This is a genomic window from Capnocytophaga haemolytica (assembly GCF_001553545.1).
GTDB lineage: Bacteria > Bacteroidota > Bacteroidia > Flavobacteriales > Flavobacteriaceae > Capnocytophaga > Capnocytophaga haemolytica.
The window spans coordinates 1,838,234-1,856,904 of record NZ_CP014227.1; the positions used below are offsets into that span (position 1 = coordinate 1,838,234).

General features: G+C 40.5%; 20 protein-coding genes. 8 read left to right on the forward strand and 12 right to left on the reverse strand.

Features of this window, described 5'->3' with window-relative positions; translation table 11 throughout:
* The first annotated feature begins 37 nt into the window (after nt 1–37).
* Both AXF12_RS12550 and AXF12_RS12555 read left to right on the forward strand, forming a co-directional pair.
* Nucleotides 38–343, forward strand: a complete 306-nt coding sequence (locus AXF12_RS12550; protein ID WP_231909918.1) for a transposase — start codon at nt 38–40, stop codon at nt 341–343.
* A 107-nt stretch (nt 344–450) separates the two neighbouring features.
* Nucleotides 451–864 carry a transposase gene (locus tag AXF12_RS12555; protein ID WP_231909917.1) on the forward strand — a complete coding sequence of 138 codons (414 nt, stop codon included), beginning with the start codon at nt 451–453 and terminating at the stop codon, nt 862–864.
* A 488-nt stretch (nt 865–1,352) separates the two neighbouring features.
* Here the strand turns inward: AXF12_RS12555 and bshC are convergent, their stop codons facing one another.
* Nucleotides 1,353–2,960, reverse strand: a complete 1,608-nt coding sequence (gene bshC / locus AXF12_RS08300) for a bacillithiol biosynthesis cysteine-adding enzyme BshC (protein ID WP_066430160.1) — start codon at nt 2,958–2,960, stop codon at nt 1,353–1,355.
* A 24-nt stretch (nt 2,961–2,984) separates the two neighbouring features.
* Nucleotides 2,985–3,281 (reverse strand): hypothetical protein, encoded by a 297-nt coding sequence (locus AXF12_RS08305; RefSeq protein ID WP_066430161.1) that lies wholly within the window; start codon nt 3,279–3,281, stop codon nt 2,985–2,987.
* A gap of 135 nt (nt 3,282–3,416) precedes the next feature.
* Between AXF12_RS08305 and AXF12_RS08310 the strand changes: the two genes are divergently transcribed.
* Nucleotides 3,417–4,130, forward strand: a complete 714-nt coding sequence (locus AXF12_RS08310) for a 16S rRNA (uracil(1498)-N(3))-methyltransferase (RefSeq protein WP_066430162.1) — start codon at nt 3,417–3,419, stop codon at nt 4,128–4,130.
* A gap of 67 nt (nt 4,131–4,197) precedes the next feature.
* Here AXF12_RS08310 and AXF12_RS08315 read toward each other — a convergent pair whose 3' ends face one another.
* The 3 genes from AXF12_RS08315 to AXF12_RS08325 all read right to left on the reverse strand — a co-directional run bounded on the left by AXF12_RS08315 (nt 4,198) and on the right by AXF12_RS08325 (nt 6,717).
* A complete protein-coding gene (locus AXF12_RS08315; RefSeq protein ID WP_066430163.1) occupies nt 4,198–5,394 on the reverse strand; it encodes an OmpA family protein in 1,197 nt (398 codons plus the stop codon).
* 91 nt (nt 5,395–5,485) lie between these two features.
* Nucleotides 5,486–5,776, reverse strand: coding sequence for a ribosome hibernation-promoting factor, HPF/YfiA family (gene hpf, locus AXF12_RS08320; protein ID WP_066430166.1), 291 nt, complete (start codon nt 5,774–5,776; stop codon nt 5,486–5,488).
* 29 nt (nt 5,777–5,805) lie between these two features.
* Entirely contained in the window at nt 5,806–6,717 is a 912-nt protein-coding gene (locus AXF12_RS08325; RefSeq protein WP_066430167.1) for a tyrosine-type recombinase/integrase, read from the reverse strand.
* A 500-nt stretch (nt 6,718–7,217) separates the two neighbouring features.
* Here AXF12_RS08325 and AXF12_RS08330 point away from each other — a divergent pair, with 500 nt between their 5' ends.
* From AXF12_RS08330 to hemW, 3 genes are read left to right on the forward strand one after another with little or no spacing between them, the layout of a single operon-like run.
* Nucleotides 7,218–7,751, forward strand: coding sequence for a hypothetical protein (locus AXF12_RS08330; RefSeq protein ID WP_066430168.1), 534 nt, complete (start codon nt 7,218–7,220; stop codon nt 7,749–7,751).
* Between the two features lie 21 nt (nt 7,752–7,772).
* Nucleotides 7,773–8,318, forward strand: a complete 546-nt coding sequence (ruvC, locus tag AXF12_RS08335) for a crossover junction endodeoxyribonuclease RuvC (RefSeq protein WP_066431904.1) — start codon at nt 7,773–7,775, stop codon at nt 8,316–8,318.
* An 11-nt stretch (nt 8,319–8,329) separates the two neighbouring features.
* Complete coding sequence (gene hemW / locus AXF12_RS08340) at nt 8,330–9,472, forward strand: radical SAM family heme chaperone HemW (RefSeq protein WP_074860989.1); 1,143 nt, start codon at nt 8,330–8,332, stop codon at nt 9,470–9,472.
* On the opposite strand, the gene AXF12_RS08345 is transcribed toward hemW, so the two are convergent.
* The 5 genes from AXF12_RS08345 to AXF12_RS08365 all read right to left on the reverse strand — a co-directional run bounded on the left by AXF12_RS08345 (nt 9,473) and on the right by AXF12_RS08365 (nt 14,050).
* Complete coding sequence (locus AXF12_RS08345; RefSeq protein ID WP_066430176.1) at nt 9,473–9,952, reverse strand: hypothetical protein; 480 nt, start codon at nt 9,950–9,952, stop codon at nt 9,473–9,475.
* Nucleotides 9,945–11,300, reverse strand: coding sequence for an exonuclease domain-containing protein (locus AXF12_RS08350; RefSeq protein WP_066430178.1), 1,356 nt, complete (start codon nt 11,298–11,300; stop codon nt 9,945–9,947). Before AXF12_RS08350 ends, AXF12_RS08345 begins: the two co-directional genes overlap by 8 nt.
* Before the next feature lie 69 nt (nt 11,301–11,369).
* The gene (gene rplS / locus AXF12_RS08355; protein WP_066431911.1) at nt 11,370–11,717 is read right to left on the reverse strand and encodes a 50S ribosomal protein L19; all 348 of its coding nucleotides are present in this window, start codon (nt 11,715–11,717) and stop codon (nt 11,370–11,372) included.
* Nucleotides 11,718–11,954: 237 nt separating this feature from the next.
* On the reverse strand, nt 11,955–13,028 hold the full coding sequence (gene prfA, locus AXF12_RS08360) for a peptide chain release factor 1 (RefSeq protein WP_066430180.1): 1,074 nt from the start codon (nt 13,026–13,028) through the stop codon (nt 11,955–11,957).
* Between the two features lie 509 nt (nt 13,029–13,537).
* Entirely contained in the window at nt 13,538–14,050 is a 513-nt protein-coding gene (locus AXF12_RS08365) for a hypothetical protein (RefSeq protein WP_066430186.1), read from the reverse strand.
* A gap of 368 nt (nt 14,051–14,418) precedes the next feature.
* Here AXF12_RS08365 and tpiA point away from each other — a divergent pair, with 368 nt between their 5' ends.
* Nucleotides 14,419–15,168: a triose-phosphate isomerase gene (gene tpiA / locus AXF12_RS08370; protein WP_066430191.1), complete on the forward strand. Its 750-nt coding sequence runs from the start codon at nt 14,419–14,421 to the stop codon at nt 15,166–15,168.
* A gap of 84 nt (nt 15,169–15,252) precedes the next feature.
* On the forward strand, nt 15,253–16,284 hold the full coding sequence (gene hemE, locus AXF12_RS08375) for a uroporphyrinogen decarboxylase (protein WP_066430196.1): 1,032 nt from the start codon (nt 15,253–15,255) through the stop codon (nt 16,282–16,284).
* An 80-nt stretch (nt 16,285–16,364) separates the two neighbouring features.
* Here hemE and AXF12_RS08380 read toward each other — a convergent pair whose 3' ends face one another.
* Nucleotides 16,365–17,528: a serine hydrolase domain-containing protein gene (locus AXF12_RS08380; protein ID WP_066430197.1), complete on the reverse strand. Its 1,164-nt coding sequence runs from the start codon at nt 17,526–17,528 to the stop codon at nt 16,365–16,367.
* Between the two features lie 94 nt (nt 17,529–17,622).
* Nucleotides 17,623–18,504, reverse strand: a complete 882-nt coding sequence (gene sucD, locus AXF12_RS08385) for a succinate--CoA ligase subunit alpha (RefSeq protein ID WP_066430198.1) — start codon at nt 18,502–18,504, stop codon at nt 17,623–17,625.
* Between the last annotated feature and the right edge of the window lie 167 nt (nt 18,505–18,671).

Consider the following 18,671-nt stretch of genomic DNA (forward strand, 5'->3'; position numbering starts at 1 on the left):
TTTAGAGAAGTAAAAGTTCCCAAAAATTAGTAATTTTGTGTTTGAGAAAAAACACCAAAATTCAGGAACTTTGGGCAAAGATACAATAAATAAATGGATTATTTCCTTTTTAAGTGTAGGAAAAAGAGGATTTAAAAGTAATTTTGATTTAGCTTCAATATTTTTATTGATTCTCAAGAGATTAAAAACAGGGGTACAATGGAGAGAACTTCCAATTGAAAGCTATTTTGAAAAAGGTGAAATCTCTTGGCAAAATGTCTATTACTACTTCAATAAATGGAGTAAAGACGGTAGCTTTCAGCGAATATGGTTAAATCTATTAAGTAAGAAGAAAAAAAATTAGATATGTCTTGCGTTCAATTGGATGGTAGTCATACACGTTGTCGGTAAAAAGGAGAATCTACAGGCTATCAAGCAAGAAAAAAAGCCGTAACCACAAATAGTATTTTTTTGTGTGATAATAAAGGGCAAATGATAGCAATGGGAAGTCCTAAAGCAGGAAATCACAATGACTTATATGAAATAGAAGAAGTACTAAAAGAAATCTTAGCTTTATTAGAAGAAGCAGGAATAGAGTACAAAGGTCTGTTTCTCAATGCTGATGCAGGATTTGATAGTAAGTCTCTTAGAGATTTTTTAGAAAGCAAAGAAATTATAGCAAATATTAAACCTAATCCCCGAAATGGAGAGCAACCAGATGTTTATTTTGATGAAGAATTGTACAAAAATAGGTTTAAAATTGAACAAGCAAATGGTTGGCTTGACGGATATAAAGGTTTGATAATGAGATATGAGTATCTTGATGTAACTTGGATTGGAATGCTCCTATTAGGGTTTATCTCCAAGTTCCTCAAAAAAGTTTAAACACGTTTAAAGAATAAATCATCGAAACAAACCGCTATAAACGTGTAAAAAGGCGTGTAAGTATACATTTAAAACGTATAATTACACACATTTCACAGAGTTATAAATTCAATTTAAATTCTCTCACAAAACTTTTATCAACTGACAATCAATATTTTAAAAACAAAAACATATTTTTATAAAAGTTTGGCACGGATTTTTCTGTACAATAAGTGAAAAATTGCTAAAAGAAACATTGTTAGAAAAAACATCATTAAAACAGAAGTTAGAAAAAAAACAAAAATTATTAGTTAAACTATTTAAAACATTATTTTTTTAAATTAAAACAAAGTCTTATCAAAGAAACCTTATTACTTAATAAAGTTTCAAAAAGCTAAAAAATTCTTCATTTTTTGGAGTTAGTAGTAGTATTTATATGCATTGTGAAAAAAGCTCTCTAATTACTTAGAGAGCTTTTTTTATGTTTATATACATAACGAATCCTAAAACTATACGAGTTTTACAACTACAAATCTAAAATCAAATGGGTCAAAATCAGAGATTAAAGTTGGGATAAACTCCTCCCCAACTTCTAAGTAAAAATCAGTAAAGTTCGAAAAACGCTCCTGCAAACCTCCATTAGGGAAGAGTTCTCTCTGCAATACTACAACTCGTTCCAATTCATCGGACAGCTTACGCTTCTGAGCCTTAAGTAAGCGTTTTTCAAGATGAGTTAATCCCTTCAACTGCTTCACTTCCTGAGCCCTTACAGCATTCATAAAGCTAACATCAGTCTGTGCTGCTAAGATATATAAGTCAGAAAACTGCTTCTGTAGAGCCTCTTTCTGAGGAGTAAAATCAATCGGAAAAGTACTAAGTGCCCTTACCTTTTTATCTTTTAAATCATTACTTTTTAAGAATAAATCCTCTACTGAAAGCCCGAGTTTTTGTATCTTAGCTTGCTGTCTTTCACTTATTAGCATTGCTGAATTCCTAAGCATCAGCATTGGAAACACAACTCTTTCTCTCTCAAAAAATCCTTTGAGTTCTAACCAATAAGCAATCTCTCCACCTCCTCCAATGTAAGCTAAGTTGGGTAAAATCACTTCCTGATACATCGGGCGTAGTATTACATTAGGAGAAAATCGCTCTGGATACTCCTCTAATTCTCTCAGTATCTTATCTTTAGTAAATTTTATTTTCGTATCTACCACGTCAAATCCCTCATCCCTACGCTCTATTCTATGCCGTGAGCCTGTGGTGAGATAAAATAAATTGATTTCTCGTGGATTTACTTGTATGGGGTAAGTATTATCTAAGGTATATAATTTTTCAGCCTGTTTACTAACCTCCTGATATGCAATATGGTGTAACAAGTCATTCTTCATATATGGGGTAAACTCACGCTTGAGCTCACGATCATTCCCATCAACTATCACTACACCATACTCCTGAAAAAGAGCATTGACTAAATAGCGGGTAGCTCGTGCTAAAGTACTGTTTTCTAAATAACTATCTCGGAACAAAACGCGTAAGTTTTCTGCATTTTTACCCAAGCCAAGTGCATTACTGAATGCTTCGAAAACAATTGACAATGATCGAGTACTAAAATCACCCGTTGCTCCTTTCTGCTCACTATTCCAACAGATAGTCTTTCCTCCACTGAGATGAAAGTGATTAATCTCCTCAAAATCGTGGTCCTCTGTTGCCATCCAATATACAGGCACAAAGTTATAATCTGGATAAAGTTTAGAAAGCTGCTTAGTTGTATTAATTACAGATACAATCTTGAAGATAAAATACAAGTGTCCCGTAAACAAACTCAACTGATGTCCAGTTGTAATAGTGAAAGTATTTTTCTCACCTAAAAGAGTAATGTTTTTCAATACTTTATCACTCGTTTGTACATCTAAGTATTGCTCCTTCAGCCTTTCTACCAGTTTCTTTCGCGATGGCTCTGAAAACTGAAGTGCCTTCTCTTTTATCTGCTCCTCAAAGTTTAACGGAGTTGGAAAACGGTTATAAAATGGGCGTAATAAACCCTTTTCAAGCACATAATCTTTGATTAGCCTTGAAAAAAAACGAATATTCTCATACGGAATAAAATCTGTGACCATAGCTCAACTCAATTAGATTAACAACTAATCCCCATCAATCGAATTATCTGAGAGATCTACATTGCCTCCTATATTATCATCCTCATTATTCATAAAGTAATCATCCTCATCGTAATTCTCCATTGTATCGGCTAAGCGTGTACTTACTTTTACTAAATAGATAGTATCCTCAGTACGTACTTCTAAGGCCTCAACCGTCTCATTCTTAGAATTTTTAAACCTAATTACATCGGCATCCGTATACCCTTCAGGATACTTTTCTACCAGCATAGCAAGTATTTCAGCTGTCAGTTTGTTGTAATCAACGATAACACGTTTCATAATTAATTATTCTTCTTTCAGGGGGCGAAAGTAAGTTAAATTTTACAATTACAAAATAAAAAACGCTTTTTTTTATAAAAAAATATTACATTTGCAGCCTAAATCAATAATTTATAAGTAATTAACATCACTAATATGCAGCTGTTTTATCACCCTGAAGTTGATCAACAAAGTAAAAATATACGCTTTAATAAAGATGAGAGTCAGCATATTGCCAAAGTTCTACGCAAAATAGAAGGCGATATGCTACACATCACCAATGGCAAAGGATTCCTTTTCACTACGCAACTCAGTCTTGCCTCACCCAAGGGTTGTGAGGTAGCAATACTCAATAGTGAAAAGCGACCTCCCCTGCCCTATTACCTGCACTTAGTAGTCGCCCCAACCAAAATGAATGAGCGCTACGAATGGTTCTTAGAAAAAGCCACAGAAATAGGCGTAAGTGAAGTAACTCCTATCATTTGCGAGCACTCAGAGCGCACTACAATCAAACTAGAGCGTTTCGAAAAGATCATTCTTTCAGCAATGAAACAATCCTTACAGTGTTATTTACCTGTACTCAATCCACCCATCAGTTCCACAGATTTCTTTAAAAACAAACAAGATGATAGCATCAAATTCATTGCCCATTGTGAAGATACCGCAAAACAACTCCTCATACAACAACTCTCCCCACTCCCTACAAGAATCACCATCCTCATAGGTCCTGAAGGCGATTTTTCTTCTGAGGAAATCAATACCGCACTCTCTCAGCATTTCATCCCTATCTCATTGGGGGAACATCGTTTACGCACCGAAACAGCAGCCATTGTAGCTTGCCATACCGTCAATATAGCTTCTCTTTTATAACAACCTCTCAAAAATAAAAAAAGCGGATAGCAAAACTATCCGCTTTTATAACTATTAAAGCTAAATTTTACTTCAATTCAAATACAGCCTTACGAGCTAATTGACGTGCACGTGGTGAATTCTTATCCACGCTGCTATCAACGCCCTTACCTTCTGCTGTAATACGCGAACCATCAATACCTGCTTTTACAAGTAAGTTCTTCACCGCATCAGCTCTCTTCTGTGATAAAGCTGCATTGTAATTAGTACCACCTAACTCATCAGCATAGCCAGAAATATGAATATTGGCTGATGGGTTCGATTTCATATACTTAGCAACGAAATCAACAGCCCAAGAAGATGATATCTGTGGTTGAGACGAATTAAAGTCAAAGTAAGCATTGATATAGCCCTTTCTGATCAGATCAGCAGCTACATCACTATCATTCACTTCTCCATTCTCACCTACAGCCTTCTTAGATTGATAATTATCATTCAAGTAACTTTCAATCTCATCCGGAACGCGGTTGCCATTAGCATCGTTCATACGATTTTCTTTGTTAGCCACTTCGCTCTTCAGATCTGAAACATTGTTTTCCAAAGCCGAAACACGTTGAGCTACTTCCTCTATCGCATCTTTTTGAGATTGAGCTGCCCAGTCTGCGTGTCTGCCGTGCTTGCCAATAGCAATACTCAAACCTCCTGTAAGCGTAAAGTGATTTCCTTGGAAACCTCTACTACTCACCTGTGATTTAGTATCGTAAGCATAATCCTGCTTGCTAGTCATATAAATTGAACCATCAAGTAAGAACGTTACACGGTTTGAAATACGTACTTGTGGTGTCAAACCAACTACCAAGAATCCTAATGGGTCAGCACTTGATAAATCATCACTGTTCAGCTGGCCATAACCACCACCTGCGTGTAGTAACAAACCTAAATCACTTGTCCATTCCTCAAAATTCAGTGCTCTACCTACGTTCACAACCCCTTGTAAATTTACATTCCAAAGGCTTGAATCAAACTTCTGAGAGTTATCTGAATTTGTGAAAGAATCATAACCACCCCCTAAACGAAGCCCGAATCTGTTGTTAAACATATAGCGAACCCCTGCATTGGCACCCCACAAATTGAGATCATTAGTGTGATAACCAGTCGTCATAGGCGTGGTAGGCTTATTAAAGCCTCCGTTAAAATCAACCGACCACTTGTTGTAGTCCTTGTCCTCTTGCGCTTGAACTCCTATAAAAGCCAGCGAGGCCAAAATAAAAATAGTCCTTTTCATTTCCTTGAATAAATAAAACTTATTATAAAACTGGGGCAAAGGTAAGCTTTATTCTTGATATAAAAAAATATTTAAGAAAAATTAACATTCCTTAATGTTTATCCTTATGCTTCAAAAGCATTCTCTCTAAGGGGGTTATCGAGCTATCAATCCCCTCCTCAAAAGTCTTAAATTGCTTCTTCACTACCAAACTTTCACCTGGTATATGCACTTTAACTTCTACAATTTTATTCTCTTTCGAGCTCGTATTATCAAGCTTTAAATGAACATCAGCCTCAATAATCCTATCATAAAAATTATCAAGCTTATCTAACTTCTTCTGGATAAAGTCTACCAATTTCTGATCGACTGTAAAATCAACTGGATGTACGTGTACTTTCATAAAATCTAATAATTTAAAGGTTCAACAATTTAACTCTTCTCATCTCCCCCATCCGAAGCCGCCCTTGGATGTGCACTGTTATACTGCCGCTTTAGCTCTGCCAAACTCGTACTCGTATACACCTGAGTCGAAGCTAGCGAAGAGTGCCCCAATAACTCCTTCACAGTATTCAAATCAGCACCATTATCCAACAGGTGACTCGCAAATGAGTGCCTCAGCACGTGCGGACTAACATCTTTCTTAGTCGTTACTGCACTGAAATATGAATTAATAATCCGATATACAAGCGTAGGGTATATCTTCTTACCACTTTTCACCAAAAACAAATAATCCTCACTCCTCTCATTCACCACCTCTTCCCTCAGCTGCAAATACGCCTCCAACGTCTTCTCCAATTCAGGAATAATAGGTATATAGCGCTCCTTATTCCCCTTCCCCAGCACCTTCAATTGCTTCTGAGAAAAATCAACATCCCCCACACGTAAGTCTGCCAATTCCGATCGGCGGATCCCCGTAGCATACAGCGTCTCAATCACTGCCCTATCACGCATCTCATCAAACGAACTCTTACTCGAAAAATGAGACAATACCTTCTCTATCTCTACCTCCGAAAAAGGCAACTTATGTTTCTTTTCAGTCTTTAAGAAAAAAATACCTTTCTCAAACGGACTCAGATCTATCTGCTGCGTTTTTTTCAAAAAAGAATAATAAGTCTTCAGCGCCGATAGCTTCCTATTGATACTCCTGAAAGTAATATCCTGCTGCGAAAGACTAATGATCCATTTCTTAATATCCTCCTGCGACGCCTCCTCCAAACACTGCTGATCCTCACTCTGCATATACTTCTCAAAAGCCCGCAAATCGTGCTTATAAGCCTCAACCGTGTGCACTGAGTACTTCATCTCTACCGACAAATACATTATAAAAGCGTTAATTGACATAATTTAGTTGATTGGTTTAAACAATACAATTCCGTTAAAATAAGTTCTCCTTTTATTTTTCAGCAAAGTAAAACATTTATTTTAAAACAGTGTGTTAAATAAATGTTAAAAATTTAAAACGAATTGTTAAACAACTTATAGATAAGCAAGTTACTATCAGAAAAAATTTCTATATCAAAAGCGTTCATTACAGAAAAAAGCAAAATCGCAATTCTTCGAGCCTCCCTATCGAACAAGTAACGAACCCACAACAAAGCCCCCATCTACAAACAAAAGCCTCCTAACCAACCCCCATTACATATCATCTTTCTCCCTTCAGAACAATTAACAGAAAAACATCAAAAATGATCCTCATATACAATCAATTGTAAATCAATGAGTAAAGATACTCTTCTAAAAATTAACATATAATACGGTATAAAAAAATACATTTTTATTTGGCTATATCACTTTTATGTTGTACCTTTGACCCCTGTAACTCATATAGACAGTCAAATATTATGAAATATTACTTATTATTCCTTTTAGGCATAGCCTTAGCATTCACCTCGTGTGAAAATAAGCCTAAGCTTACACCTGAGCAGATTGAAGCTATGAAGCAAGCTAAGCTCGACTCGCTGGCTGAAATACGATTCTCCGACATCGATAAAGAGGAAGTAGATACTTACCCTCTTTTCAGAGGAATATGCGACAGTGCCACTACAAAAATCGGTCAGAAAGAATGCTTTGAAAAGACCTTTGCTTCACTCTTACTCAACAGCTTAAAGAAAGATAATTACAAAGTGGGCGAGCCTATTGCCGATAGAGTTATGCTCTACATCAAAGTAGACAACGAAGGAAAGATTGCCCTGCTGAATATGGATGCTGATGAGAAAACCAAGGATCTCTTCTCTAACGATAGCCTGAGTTTTAAGGAGAATATAACCAATAAGTTAGACCTGATTTCACAGGAGAACCCTATCGTACCCGCTTCTCTAAAAGGGCAGAACGTGAGCACTCAGTTCACAGTGCCTATTGAGATAAAAGTAAAATAACTTCCCTATCATTTAGTGGCTTTGGAGAAGATTATCTTAGGCATTGACCCTGGCACTACTATTATGGGCTTTGGGCTTATTGAAGTAGTAGGCGATAGAATGCGGCTCTTGCAGCTCAATGAGTTGCAACTCAGTAAATACAGCAACCATTATATAAAGCTCAGCGTAATCTTCAACCGTACCCTTGAGCTTATTGACACTTATCACCCTGATGAATTGGCTATTGAGGCTCCTTTTTTTGGCAAGAACGTACAGTCGATGCTAAAATTGGGGCGTGCACAAGGTGTGGCTATGGCAGCTGGACTCTCACGGCAGTTGCCCATCACTGAGTATGAGCCTAAGAAAGTGAAAATGGCTATTACGGGCAATGGTAGTGCCTCCAAGGAGCAAGTGGCTAAGATGCTCCAACAGCTATTGAACATTAAAGAACTCCCCAAGCACTTCGACTCCACTGACGGATTGGCAGTGGCAGTGTGCCATCACTTCAACGGTGGCAAAGACCTCACCAAGAAATCTTACAGCGGCTGGGAGGCTTTTGTACAGCAGAATAAAGACCGTATTGCTTAACACCCAACGCCGTGCACAACCTTTACATACACATCCCTTTCTGTAGGCAAGCCTGCCATTATTGCGATTTTCACTTCTCAACTACTTTAAAGCACAAAACCGCAATGGTCGAAGCCCTTTGCAAGGAGTTAATCCTGCGCAAGGACGAAGCCACAGGCTCTGAGCTGCAAACCGTTTATTTCGGCGGTGGTACGCCCAGCATTCTCACTCAGGGTGAACTACAACAACTATTTGAAACCATCTACCAGCATTACAAAGTAAGCCCAGAGGCTGAAATCACCTTGGAGGCTAACCCCGACGACTTCTTTAAGGGGCACGCTCCTCAGGAGTACTTACAAACACTCAAAAACCTCAGTGTAAACAGACTAAGTCTTGGCGTACAGTCCTTTTATGAGGAAGATCTACGCCTGATGAACCGTGTACACAACACAGAGCAAGTAGCAGTATTACTCCCCTTAGTAGCTAAGCACTTTGACAATTTCACCATTGACTTGATTTACGGTATCCCAAAGATGAGCACAGCGCGTTGGGAAGCCAATCTGCGTAAGGCACTGAGCTTTGGTGTACCCCATATCTCCGCGTATGCCCTCACAGTAGAGGAGCGCACAGCCCTGCATAGCCTCATCGTAAAAGGTAAATGTCCACCCGTAGAGGATGAGCTGGCTTTGGCTCACTTTCAGCTGATGATTGACCTTTTGGAGGCAGAAGGCTATATACAATACGAGTTCTCTAACTTTGGCAAAGAGGGCTATTTCAGTAGGAATAACACTGCTTATTGGTTTGGAAAGCCTTATATGGGCATCGGACCCTCGGCACATAGCTTTAACGGCAAAGAACGCCGCTGGAATATAGCCCACAACATCAAGTATATACAAGCACTGCAAAAAGAAAAGCTCCCCTTTGAAAAAGAGGAGCTTACACTCAATAATCAATATAATGAACTTATTATTACACGTATCCGAACAATGGTAGGCATTGACCTGAGGGAGGTATACACTACCTTTGGCGAGCCTTATCACGCCTACTTGTTGCAACAAGCCTCAAAATACCTCTACGATGGGTTCTTACACATAGAAGACAATCACTTGAAGGTAACCAAAGCAGGTAAATTCCTTTCTGATGGTATCGCCGCCGACCTCTTTAAAGTCGATTAGCTATTCCCTATCAGAAGGATGCAGTAGTTCGTCCAACACCTTGAAAGTAACGTTCTTATTACCGTCTATATGGTATTCCAGAAGGAGTTCACCCCATAGACGTGTATCTGAAAAGTTACAGATAACCCATTTTTGGTTCAGTATTCTGATGTTGTTGATTAAATATTTGTCGTTAGTCTCCGATTTAATATACGGATTCTTATCCTTTAAATTCAGTTCCATTAGCGCATTAATAACCAACTGCGACGGATTGTCAATCCCAAGTTCATCAAAGTATTGTTGCGCCAATTCATTGGTTTGAAAACTAAAATTACCGAGTTCATCTACCTGCTCATTGAGTTTTTTGATAGAATCAGTGAGCTGCATCACAATTTCGGTGGAAGTTTCTGCCCCGTTAGCCTCTGCCTTCGAAGCGTTGTTGCCTGAGCAAGCTGCAAGAGCCCCTGCTATGGCTGCGATAATAAATGTTCTTTTAATCATTATGAAAAGGTTTTTGTTCTTTTAAGTTAATTATTTTCAGTGAGGGCGTCGTGCGGATATATTCCTGTAACAGATGCCTATTGCGCAGGCTATCGGGCAATGGCGTTACCAAATTCTCTAAAAATGATAGCTGCGTCAGTTGATAATTTAGCCCGAAGAAGCCATACCCCTTGATCTGCCCATCAACGATGAGGATTGCACTGCGCTCACTCACCGTCCGACCCTTATCCACTATGGCGATTGTAGCGCCGATAAAGCCATACTTAGTAAGCACCTGCATCGCCCGAGTGTTGTACTCCTCCACCGATGTTTCGGGGTAAATGCCTTGCCTTCTGAACCCCTGAAAGCGAGGATTAAGCTCAAACTCTTTAGTAATATGCCCCAGAAAGCTCTTCGCCGAACGCTTACTTTCAAAGGTAGTGATAAACGGCGTACCTACTTCCATCAACGAGATAGCAAAGCAAAGGTAACCCTCTTTATTATAATGCGAGGTCAATACATAATTAATATTCACTGCCGCTGGCTTATGGTCGCGATTGCCTCGAGGGCGGTTCAGCTCTATTTCTTCCAGATATTTAAGGGTTGCAATCAGCGTATTGCCCGTCTCTTGATAGGTTACCTTATGCGTATTGCGCTGTAAGTAAGCATCGCGCTTGTTCTGCGAGGTAAAAAGCTGGTTCACCCGCCCTTTGATATTCTTATCCTTACCTATATATATAATGCGCCCCTCTTTATTATGCAGATAAAACACCCCCAAGGTGCTCGGAAGTTCCTCCACAATACGCAGATGGCGTGCTTTGCGCTCTAATCGCGGGTCATTCTTCACAGAAGCGGTGATGATCGCCTTCTTGCTGTCCTTCTCCAATAGGTATTTGAAGAGTTCGAGTGTCGCCAGCGCGTCGCCGCCTGTAGCGCGGTGCCTATCACTGATAGGAATGCCGAGGGAGCGCACCAACTTGCCCAAGCTGTACGACTCACAGTCGGGCAACAACCGCTGCGAAAGCTCCACCGTACAGAGCGTCGTGCGGATATAATCATAGCCCAAGCGTCGAAATTCCGTCTGCAAGATGCGATAGTCAAACTCGGCATTGTGCGCCACAAGGATACAGCCCTCAGTGATCTCCACAATGCGCTTTGCCACTTCGTAGAACTTGGGTGCATTGCGCAGCATCTTATTGGTGATCTTCGTCAGCTGAGAGACGTACGGCAGAATCTCGCGCTCGGGGTTCACAAACGATATAAATTGATCTACCAACGCGTGTCCGTCGTAGCGATAGATAGCTATCTCAGTGATTCCCTCTTCGTCGTACTTGCCGCCAGTGGTTTCTATGTCGAGTATTGCATACATATACAGGGGTGCAAAAAAAGCAAAGAGCCTTTACAGCCCTTTGCTCTTCGTTTTTCAAAAGTAAAAAGATTAGCGAACTTCTTTGATGCGCGCTTTTTTACCAGTAAGGCCGCGGAAGTAGTAAATTCTCGCACGGCGCACTTTCCCACGCTTGTTCACCTCGATCTTTTGCAGCGCTGGCATATTAATAGGGAAAATACGCTCTACGCCCACCGTGCCCGACATTTTGCGGATGGTGAAAGTAGCAGTAACACCAGACCCTTTACGCTGTATTACAACGCCTTTAAAGAACTGGGTTCGCTTTTTATCCCCTTCCTTAATCTCGTAATACACTGTGATAGTGTCTCCTGAAGAAAAATCAGGGAAATCTTTCTTTTCAACAAACGTGTCTTGCACGTACTTTAATAATGGTTCCATAAAAAAATAAAAATAAATTATGTTATCATTGGGCAACATTCACGGCTTTCGTCAGAGGTTACACCAAATCGGCGGCAAAAGTACGGCGAATATTTCTATCTACCAAACTTTTACAAATATTTTTTTTAGGAAATAGAAATTAGGAATGAGGAAATAGGAATTAGAAATTAGGAAATAATATTCTCCTTTCTCTCTCCTACTTTCTAACTTCTACCTCCTAATTCCTCCTTTTTCACCCTAAAATATATCGCTCTCCTTGAGTTTTTCTGTGTTTTCGGCAAGTTGAAGCTCGTCGATGAGGCGTTGTACATCACCGTTGATCACATTTTGCAGATCGTAGAGGGTTAGCCCTATACGGTGGTCAGTCACACGCCCTTGGGGGTAGTTGTACGTACGGATCTTCGCTGAGCGATCTCCGCTGGAGACCATCGACTTACGGCGGGCAGAATCCTCTTCCATCTTTTTGGCTAATTCGAGTTCGTAGAGCCGTGAGCGAAGTACCTTGAGGGCTTTATCGAGATTCTTGTGCTGCGATTTCTCATCTTGGCAACGCACCTCAATACCTGTGGGGATATGTTGCAACTGTATCGCCGAGTAAGTGGTATTGACAGACTGCCCCCCAGGCCCAGTGGAGGTAGTGCGGATAATCTTCACATCAGCCATATCAAGCTCTACGTCAAACTCTTCTGCCTCGGGCAATACAATCACCGTCGCGGCAGAGGTATGTACCCGCCCCTGTGTTTCGGTTTGTGGTACGCGCTGCACACGGTGTACGCCCGCCTCGAATTTGAGTGTACCGTAGACGTTCTCACCTGTGATTTCGAAGATAATCTCCTTGTAGCCGCCTGCCGTACCCTCGTTGAAGTCCATCACAGAGGTCGTCCAGCCTTTCGATTGGCAGTACTTGGTGTACATCCTATAAAGGTCGCCTGCAAATATCGAGGCCTCGTCTCCCCCAGTACCTGCACGGATCTCCATTACAGCGTTTTTGGCATCCTCAGGATCTTTCGGGATGAGCATCAGCTTGATTTCCTCTTCCAGAAGTGGCAGTCGCTCCTTCGATTCTTCAAGCTGCAGCTTTGCCATTTCCACCATCTCGTCATCTTGCCCGTCGGCGATAATTTCTTCAGCCTCACGCAAGTTCGAAGTTACGAGGATGTACTCCTCACGCTTGTCCATCAGCTCTTTAAGGTCTTTATACTCTTTATTGAGCTGGATATAACGCTTCTGATCACTGATGATATCGGGCTGAATAATCAAATCCGACACCTCATCAAAGCGTTGTTTTACAATATTTAATCTCTCAAGCATTTTTTTATTCTTTATAGTGCTACACGGGCACCCCGTGTAATTCAGGGCGCAAAGGTAATTAATTTTATTGAGATAGCAAAAATAATATTTATAGTGCTTTTATAACTTTATCATTTAGGAAATAAAAATCTACCTCTTGGTCACCCTATATTTTGTAATTTTTACCATCATCCACCACTATTATATCATAAAATATATCAAATTACCTATAAAATATCTCCTTTCACCCTATTTAATACCTCCTTACACCCTATTTAATACCTACCTGCACCCTATTTAATACCCCTCTGCACCCTATTTAATACCCCTCTGCACCCTATTTAATACCCCTCTTCACCCTATTTAATACCATTTAATAACCTATTTAATACATTAAATTAATGTATTTAATACTCCAAAATAATCTATTTAATACGTTAAATTAATGTATTTAATAGTATAAAAAGAGGTATTTAATACTATTAAAAAATATATTAAATACCTCTTTATTCCCGTTTTATTACCTTCTACTACACTATTGCAGAGGCTTGTTCAGAGGTTGAGGTAGGTTCGGCATCCTTTCCATTGGGTCTTCCTCCCTTGAAGAACTGCTTCAATGCATCAAATACGGATTTGATGCCTGGCATATTCTCCTCATTAAGATAACGCAAATGGCGATAGAAACTCAACGCAGCGTTGTAGTTATCGTGATCGAGCAGTATCTTAGTATCCGAAAGCTGTTCCGAAATACCTTTTAATCGTTGCAATAGCCCTTCCACGTGCACCCGCGCCTGATAATCACGATCAAATTCATCTTTCTTAACGAATTGAGGTACAAATTGAGGGTATTGCCCCATTAATTCTTTTGCCTTATTGACAAAAAGTTTATTCTGCTCAGCAATACTACCGTACTGGCGACGCTCTTCAGCCGAGAGTTTAACAGTTTTTCCCTCTAACACTGAAACAATTTCTTGAAAAGCCCCATTAATTTTTTGAAGCTCTTCATCGGTAAAACTTACCTGAATTAGGTTTTCTAATCCCATATTTAGATGTTTTAACAGTTAAAAAAATAATATAAAATCGCGTCTTGATGAGGTTCATTACTCATCATTAAGACGGTACAAAGATATATCTTTTTTGGATACCAAACAAATTTTTTGTATTTTTTTATATTTTTTTTCTTCTCATTTTAAGTAAAGGCATTTACAAGTATAGGCAGTGGTGGTTTTCCCCTCTTAAGAATTTGTTTTTTACGTATGAATTAACATTACAAAATAAATTTGCCCAATTAAAAAAACTTCCGTACCTTTGCCCCCGTAAGTCTGCTACCTTATTATTACTAATCAAGTGAGCAGACAGTGAATAAATTAGCATATTAATTTACATTTTCACCCATAAAATTTTTAACATAATGAGAAAAAAAATTGTAGCAGGAAACTGGAAAATGAACAACGACGTAAAGAAATCGTTGGCACTCATCTCCGAGATCTTAAAGAAACTCCCTGCATCGAACGCTGAGGTAATGGTAGCTCCTACCTTTGTAAACTTAATCCCTACTGTTGAAGCTGCAAAAGGCTCGAAAGTAGAAGTCATCGCACAGAATATGCACTTTGCTGAAAGCGGTGCTTACACAGGCGAAATCTCCGCTGAGATGCTCCTTGGCGTAGGTGTAAAAACCACTATTTTAGGGCACTCTGAGCGTCGCGCTTATTTCAACGAAACCGATGAGAGCCTCGCTAAAAAGGTAGATACTGCGCTCAAACACGGCATCCGTGTGGTATTCTGCATCGGTGAGGAGCTGGCTGATCGCAAAGCGGGCAAGCACTTCGATGTAGTGGGTAGCCAGATTAAAAAAGGCTTATTCCACCTGCCTGCTGAGGCTTGGAAGCACATCGTTTTGGCTTACGAACCTGTTTGGGCAATAGGCACTGGCGAGACTGCAAGCCCTGAGCAAGCACAGGAAATACACGCTTTTATCCGCAAAACTATTGCTGATAAATATGGCAAAGAGGTCGCTGAGAGTGTTTCAATCCTCTACGGAGGCAGCGTAAAACCTGACAATGCTAAGGAAATCTTCGCTAAGGCTGACGTCGATGGGGGGCTCATCGGTGGTGCTGCCCTTAAAGCTGACGATTTTATCAAAATCATTGAAAGTATTTAGGTTAGTAATTTTTGATGAAGATAGAGTCATAAAAGGAAGTAATCCCCTTTTGGGCTCTATCTTTTCTTTTTTAATATCCTGAAAATGATTAAGAACGATATATTTCTCCGTGCACTCAACGGCGATACCGTAGAGCGCCCACCCGTATGGATGATGCGCCAAGCAGGGCGCTACCTGCCTGAGTTCAGAGCCTTACGTGATAAATACGATTTTTTTACCCGCTGCAAAACCCCCGAACTGGCAGCTGAGATCACCGTACAGCCTGTCGACCGCCTTGAGGTTGATGCAGCAATCCTATTCTCAGACATCTTAGTGGTGCCCCAAGCGATGAACATCAATGTGGAAATGCGCTCAGGGGTAGGTCCGTGGGTACCCAACCCGATACGCCTTTCACAGGATTTGGATTCGGTAATTATCCCTGACATCGACGAGCGCTTGGGCTATGTAATGCAAGCGATAAAAATCACCAAAGAAATCCTCGCCGAGCGCGTGCCTCTGATAGGCTTTGCTGGTGCTCCGTGGACGATCTTCTGTTATGTCGTAGAAGGCAAAGGCTCGCGCGACTTTAACGCTGCCAAAGAACTCTGCTTTACTGACCCCAGAACAGCGCACAACCTATTACAGAAAATCACCGACACCACCATCCTATACCTCAAAGAAAAGGTAAAAGCAGGGGTAGATGCCGTACAGATCTTCGATAGCTGGGGTGGAATCCTCTCTCCTACTGACTACAAGGAATTCTCGTGGCAGTACATCAATCAGATTATAGAGGCGTTGGCACCTCTCACTAAGGTAATTATCTTCGGCAAAGGCTGCTGGTTTGCTCTTCCTGAGATGGCACACTCAAAGGCAGCTGCTTTAGGCATTGACTGGACTTGTACCCCCGAGCAGGCACGTATCCTCACGGGTGGAAACATAGTATTGCAAGGCAACTTCGACCCTGCGCGCTTACTTTGTCCTCCCCTTGAGATAAAGAAAGCTGTAAAGCAAATGATTGACGCCTTCGGAAAAGATAAGTACATCGCTAACTTAGGACACGGCATCCTACCTAATATCCCTGTGGAGAATGCCATTGCCTTTGTAGAAGCGGTAAAAGAATACACAACAAATAACTAAAATATAGTTAAATAGTTATCCCGCACTTTATGGCAAAATGCCATAAAGTGCGGGATAATTAATACCTAATACAATCGCTTTTATTTAGCTGGTAGACTATAATCCGCAGGGATTTTCTCCGCACCCTCAATAATAAAGTCGACCAAACGCTGCAAATAGATATTGATAGCTGGGTCGGTAATATTGAATAGCAGCACCATCACCACTTGGTCGTTAGGATAAATGGAGAACCAACCGTAGCCGCCTACACCCATACCCGTATGCCCGAAGTATTCCCGACCATTCCAATCAGTTTGATTTTGCCAGCAGATACCGTAGTTTATCTCAGATTCGTTAGTAGTACACTGTTTTTTAAGCATCTCATTTTCTATAGGCTGTGAAAGAAAAGTATGTCGCTGAATGGCAATGCCCATCTTAGCAATATCATTAGAAGTAGAGAGGAAACCACCACCGGCCAGCTTAAAGTAATTATTGACCTCAGGAGCTTTAATAATACCTTTCTTAGTACGTTTATACGGGATAGCTTCACCTTTGATAATCCTGCCTCTATCAGGGAAAGTACGCCACATATTCAGCGGCTTAAAAACCTCATTCTTGGCTACATCCTCAAACTTCTCATTGAGATATTTCTCAATAGCCAGCGAAATTAAATTGATACCATAGCTGCTATAAAGGAATTGCGTACCTGGTGCAGAAGTCAAGATATCGTTCTTAAACAGATCAACACCCTGCTCAATAGTATAAGGCTTATTGAGGATATATTCATTGCCTTTGTAAGTGCGTACGCCTGCTAAGTGCCCCGCTAATTGCTTGATGGTAAAATCAAAAGGCTTCTTGGGGTAATCGGGTATGTATTCATAAAGCGACTTGTTCCAGTCGAACTTACCTTGCTCTTGCAGGCGTGCCAAGACTACCCCTGTGATAGCCTTTGACATACTGGCTACTCTAAAGAGTGTATTCTTAGGGTCGATAGGTATTTTCTTAGCTATATCGGCATAGCCATAACCACCTTGCCAGATAATCTTACCCTGCTTAGCTACTGTGATTGACGCCCCTGGGATAAGCTCCTCCTGTATGAGATACTTAATGATTCGTTCTCCCTCAGCACGCGCTTCCTCAAAGGTCACCACCTCTGAAGGGTTCTTTTTAAACACATCTACATCACGGAGCTTCTTCTGCCCAAAAAGGTTGTTAAAGAATGATATTATAGCTGAAATCAATACGATAAATATTAGTTTTCTCATTAGTATAAACGAACTATATGTAATTCAGGATGCAAAATTACATAAAAAAACCGTAATAGAAACATTCTACTACGGTTTTTATAATATAAAAGTATTAACCTTTCTTACGAAGTACCTCAGCGACCTTTTCACCTATCTTTGCAGGGGAATCCACTACGTGAATACCACACTCTCTGAGGATGCGCTTCTTAGCTTCAGCTGTATCATCTGCACCGCCTACAATAGCACCAGCGTGCCCCATCGTGCGTCCCTTAGGGGCAGTCTCACCAGCGATAAAGCTGATCACAGGCTTCTTATTGCCATTAGCCTTTATCCAGCGCGCTGCTTCAGGCTCTAACTGACCGCCAATCTCACCAATCATCACGATAGCTTCTGTCTCAGGGTCATTCATCAGTAGCTCTATAGCCTCTTTAGTAGTAGTGCCGATGATGGGGTCTCCCCCGATACCGATAGCCGTAGTAATCCCCAGCCCTTGACGTACGATCTGGTCAGCAGCTTCGTAAGTGAGTGTGCCCGACTTAGAGACAATACCCACGCTACCTTTCTTAAAGATAAACCCTGGCATAATACCCACCTTAGCTTCCTCAGGAGTAATCACCCCAGGACAGTTAGGACCCACCAGACGGCAGTCTCTATCCTTTATATAGGCTGCTACCTTTACCATATCTGCCACAGGAATGCCTTCCGTGATGGTGATAATCACCTTGATACCAGCCTCAGCAGCTTCCATAATGGCATCTGCAGCAAAAGCAGGGGGCACAAAAATGATAGAGACGTTAGCCCCTGTAGCTTTCACCGCCTCAGCTACCGTGTTGAATACAGGCTTGCCGAGGTGCGTCTGTCCACCTTTGCTAGGGGTAGTACCTCCTACTACATTTGTGCCATAAGCAATCATCTGCTCAGCGTGAAAAGTACCTTCACTACCTGTGAAGCCCTGTACAATCACTTTTGAATCTTTATTGACTAATACACTCATTGTTTTAAATTATTAGTTTTAGATAGTGCAAAGATAGATATAATTAATGAACTTACAAAACTTTTAGACAGAAAAAGAAAGTAAAAAGACACTCTTGTTTTTCAAGAAACACACTATCAACATCATACAACCTTATTAAATAAAAGCCTCACAATGTTAAATCTCTA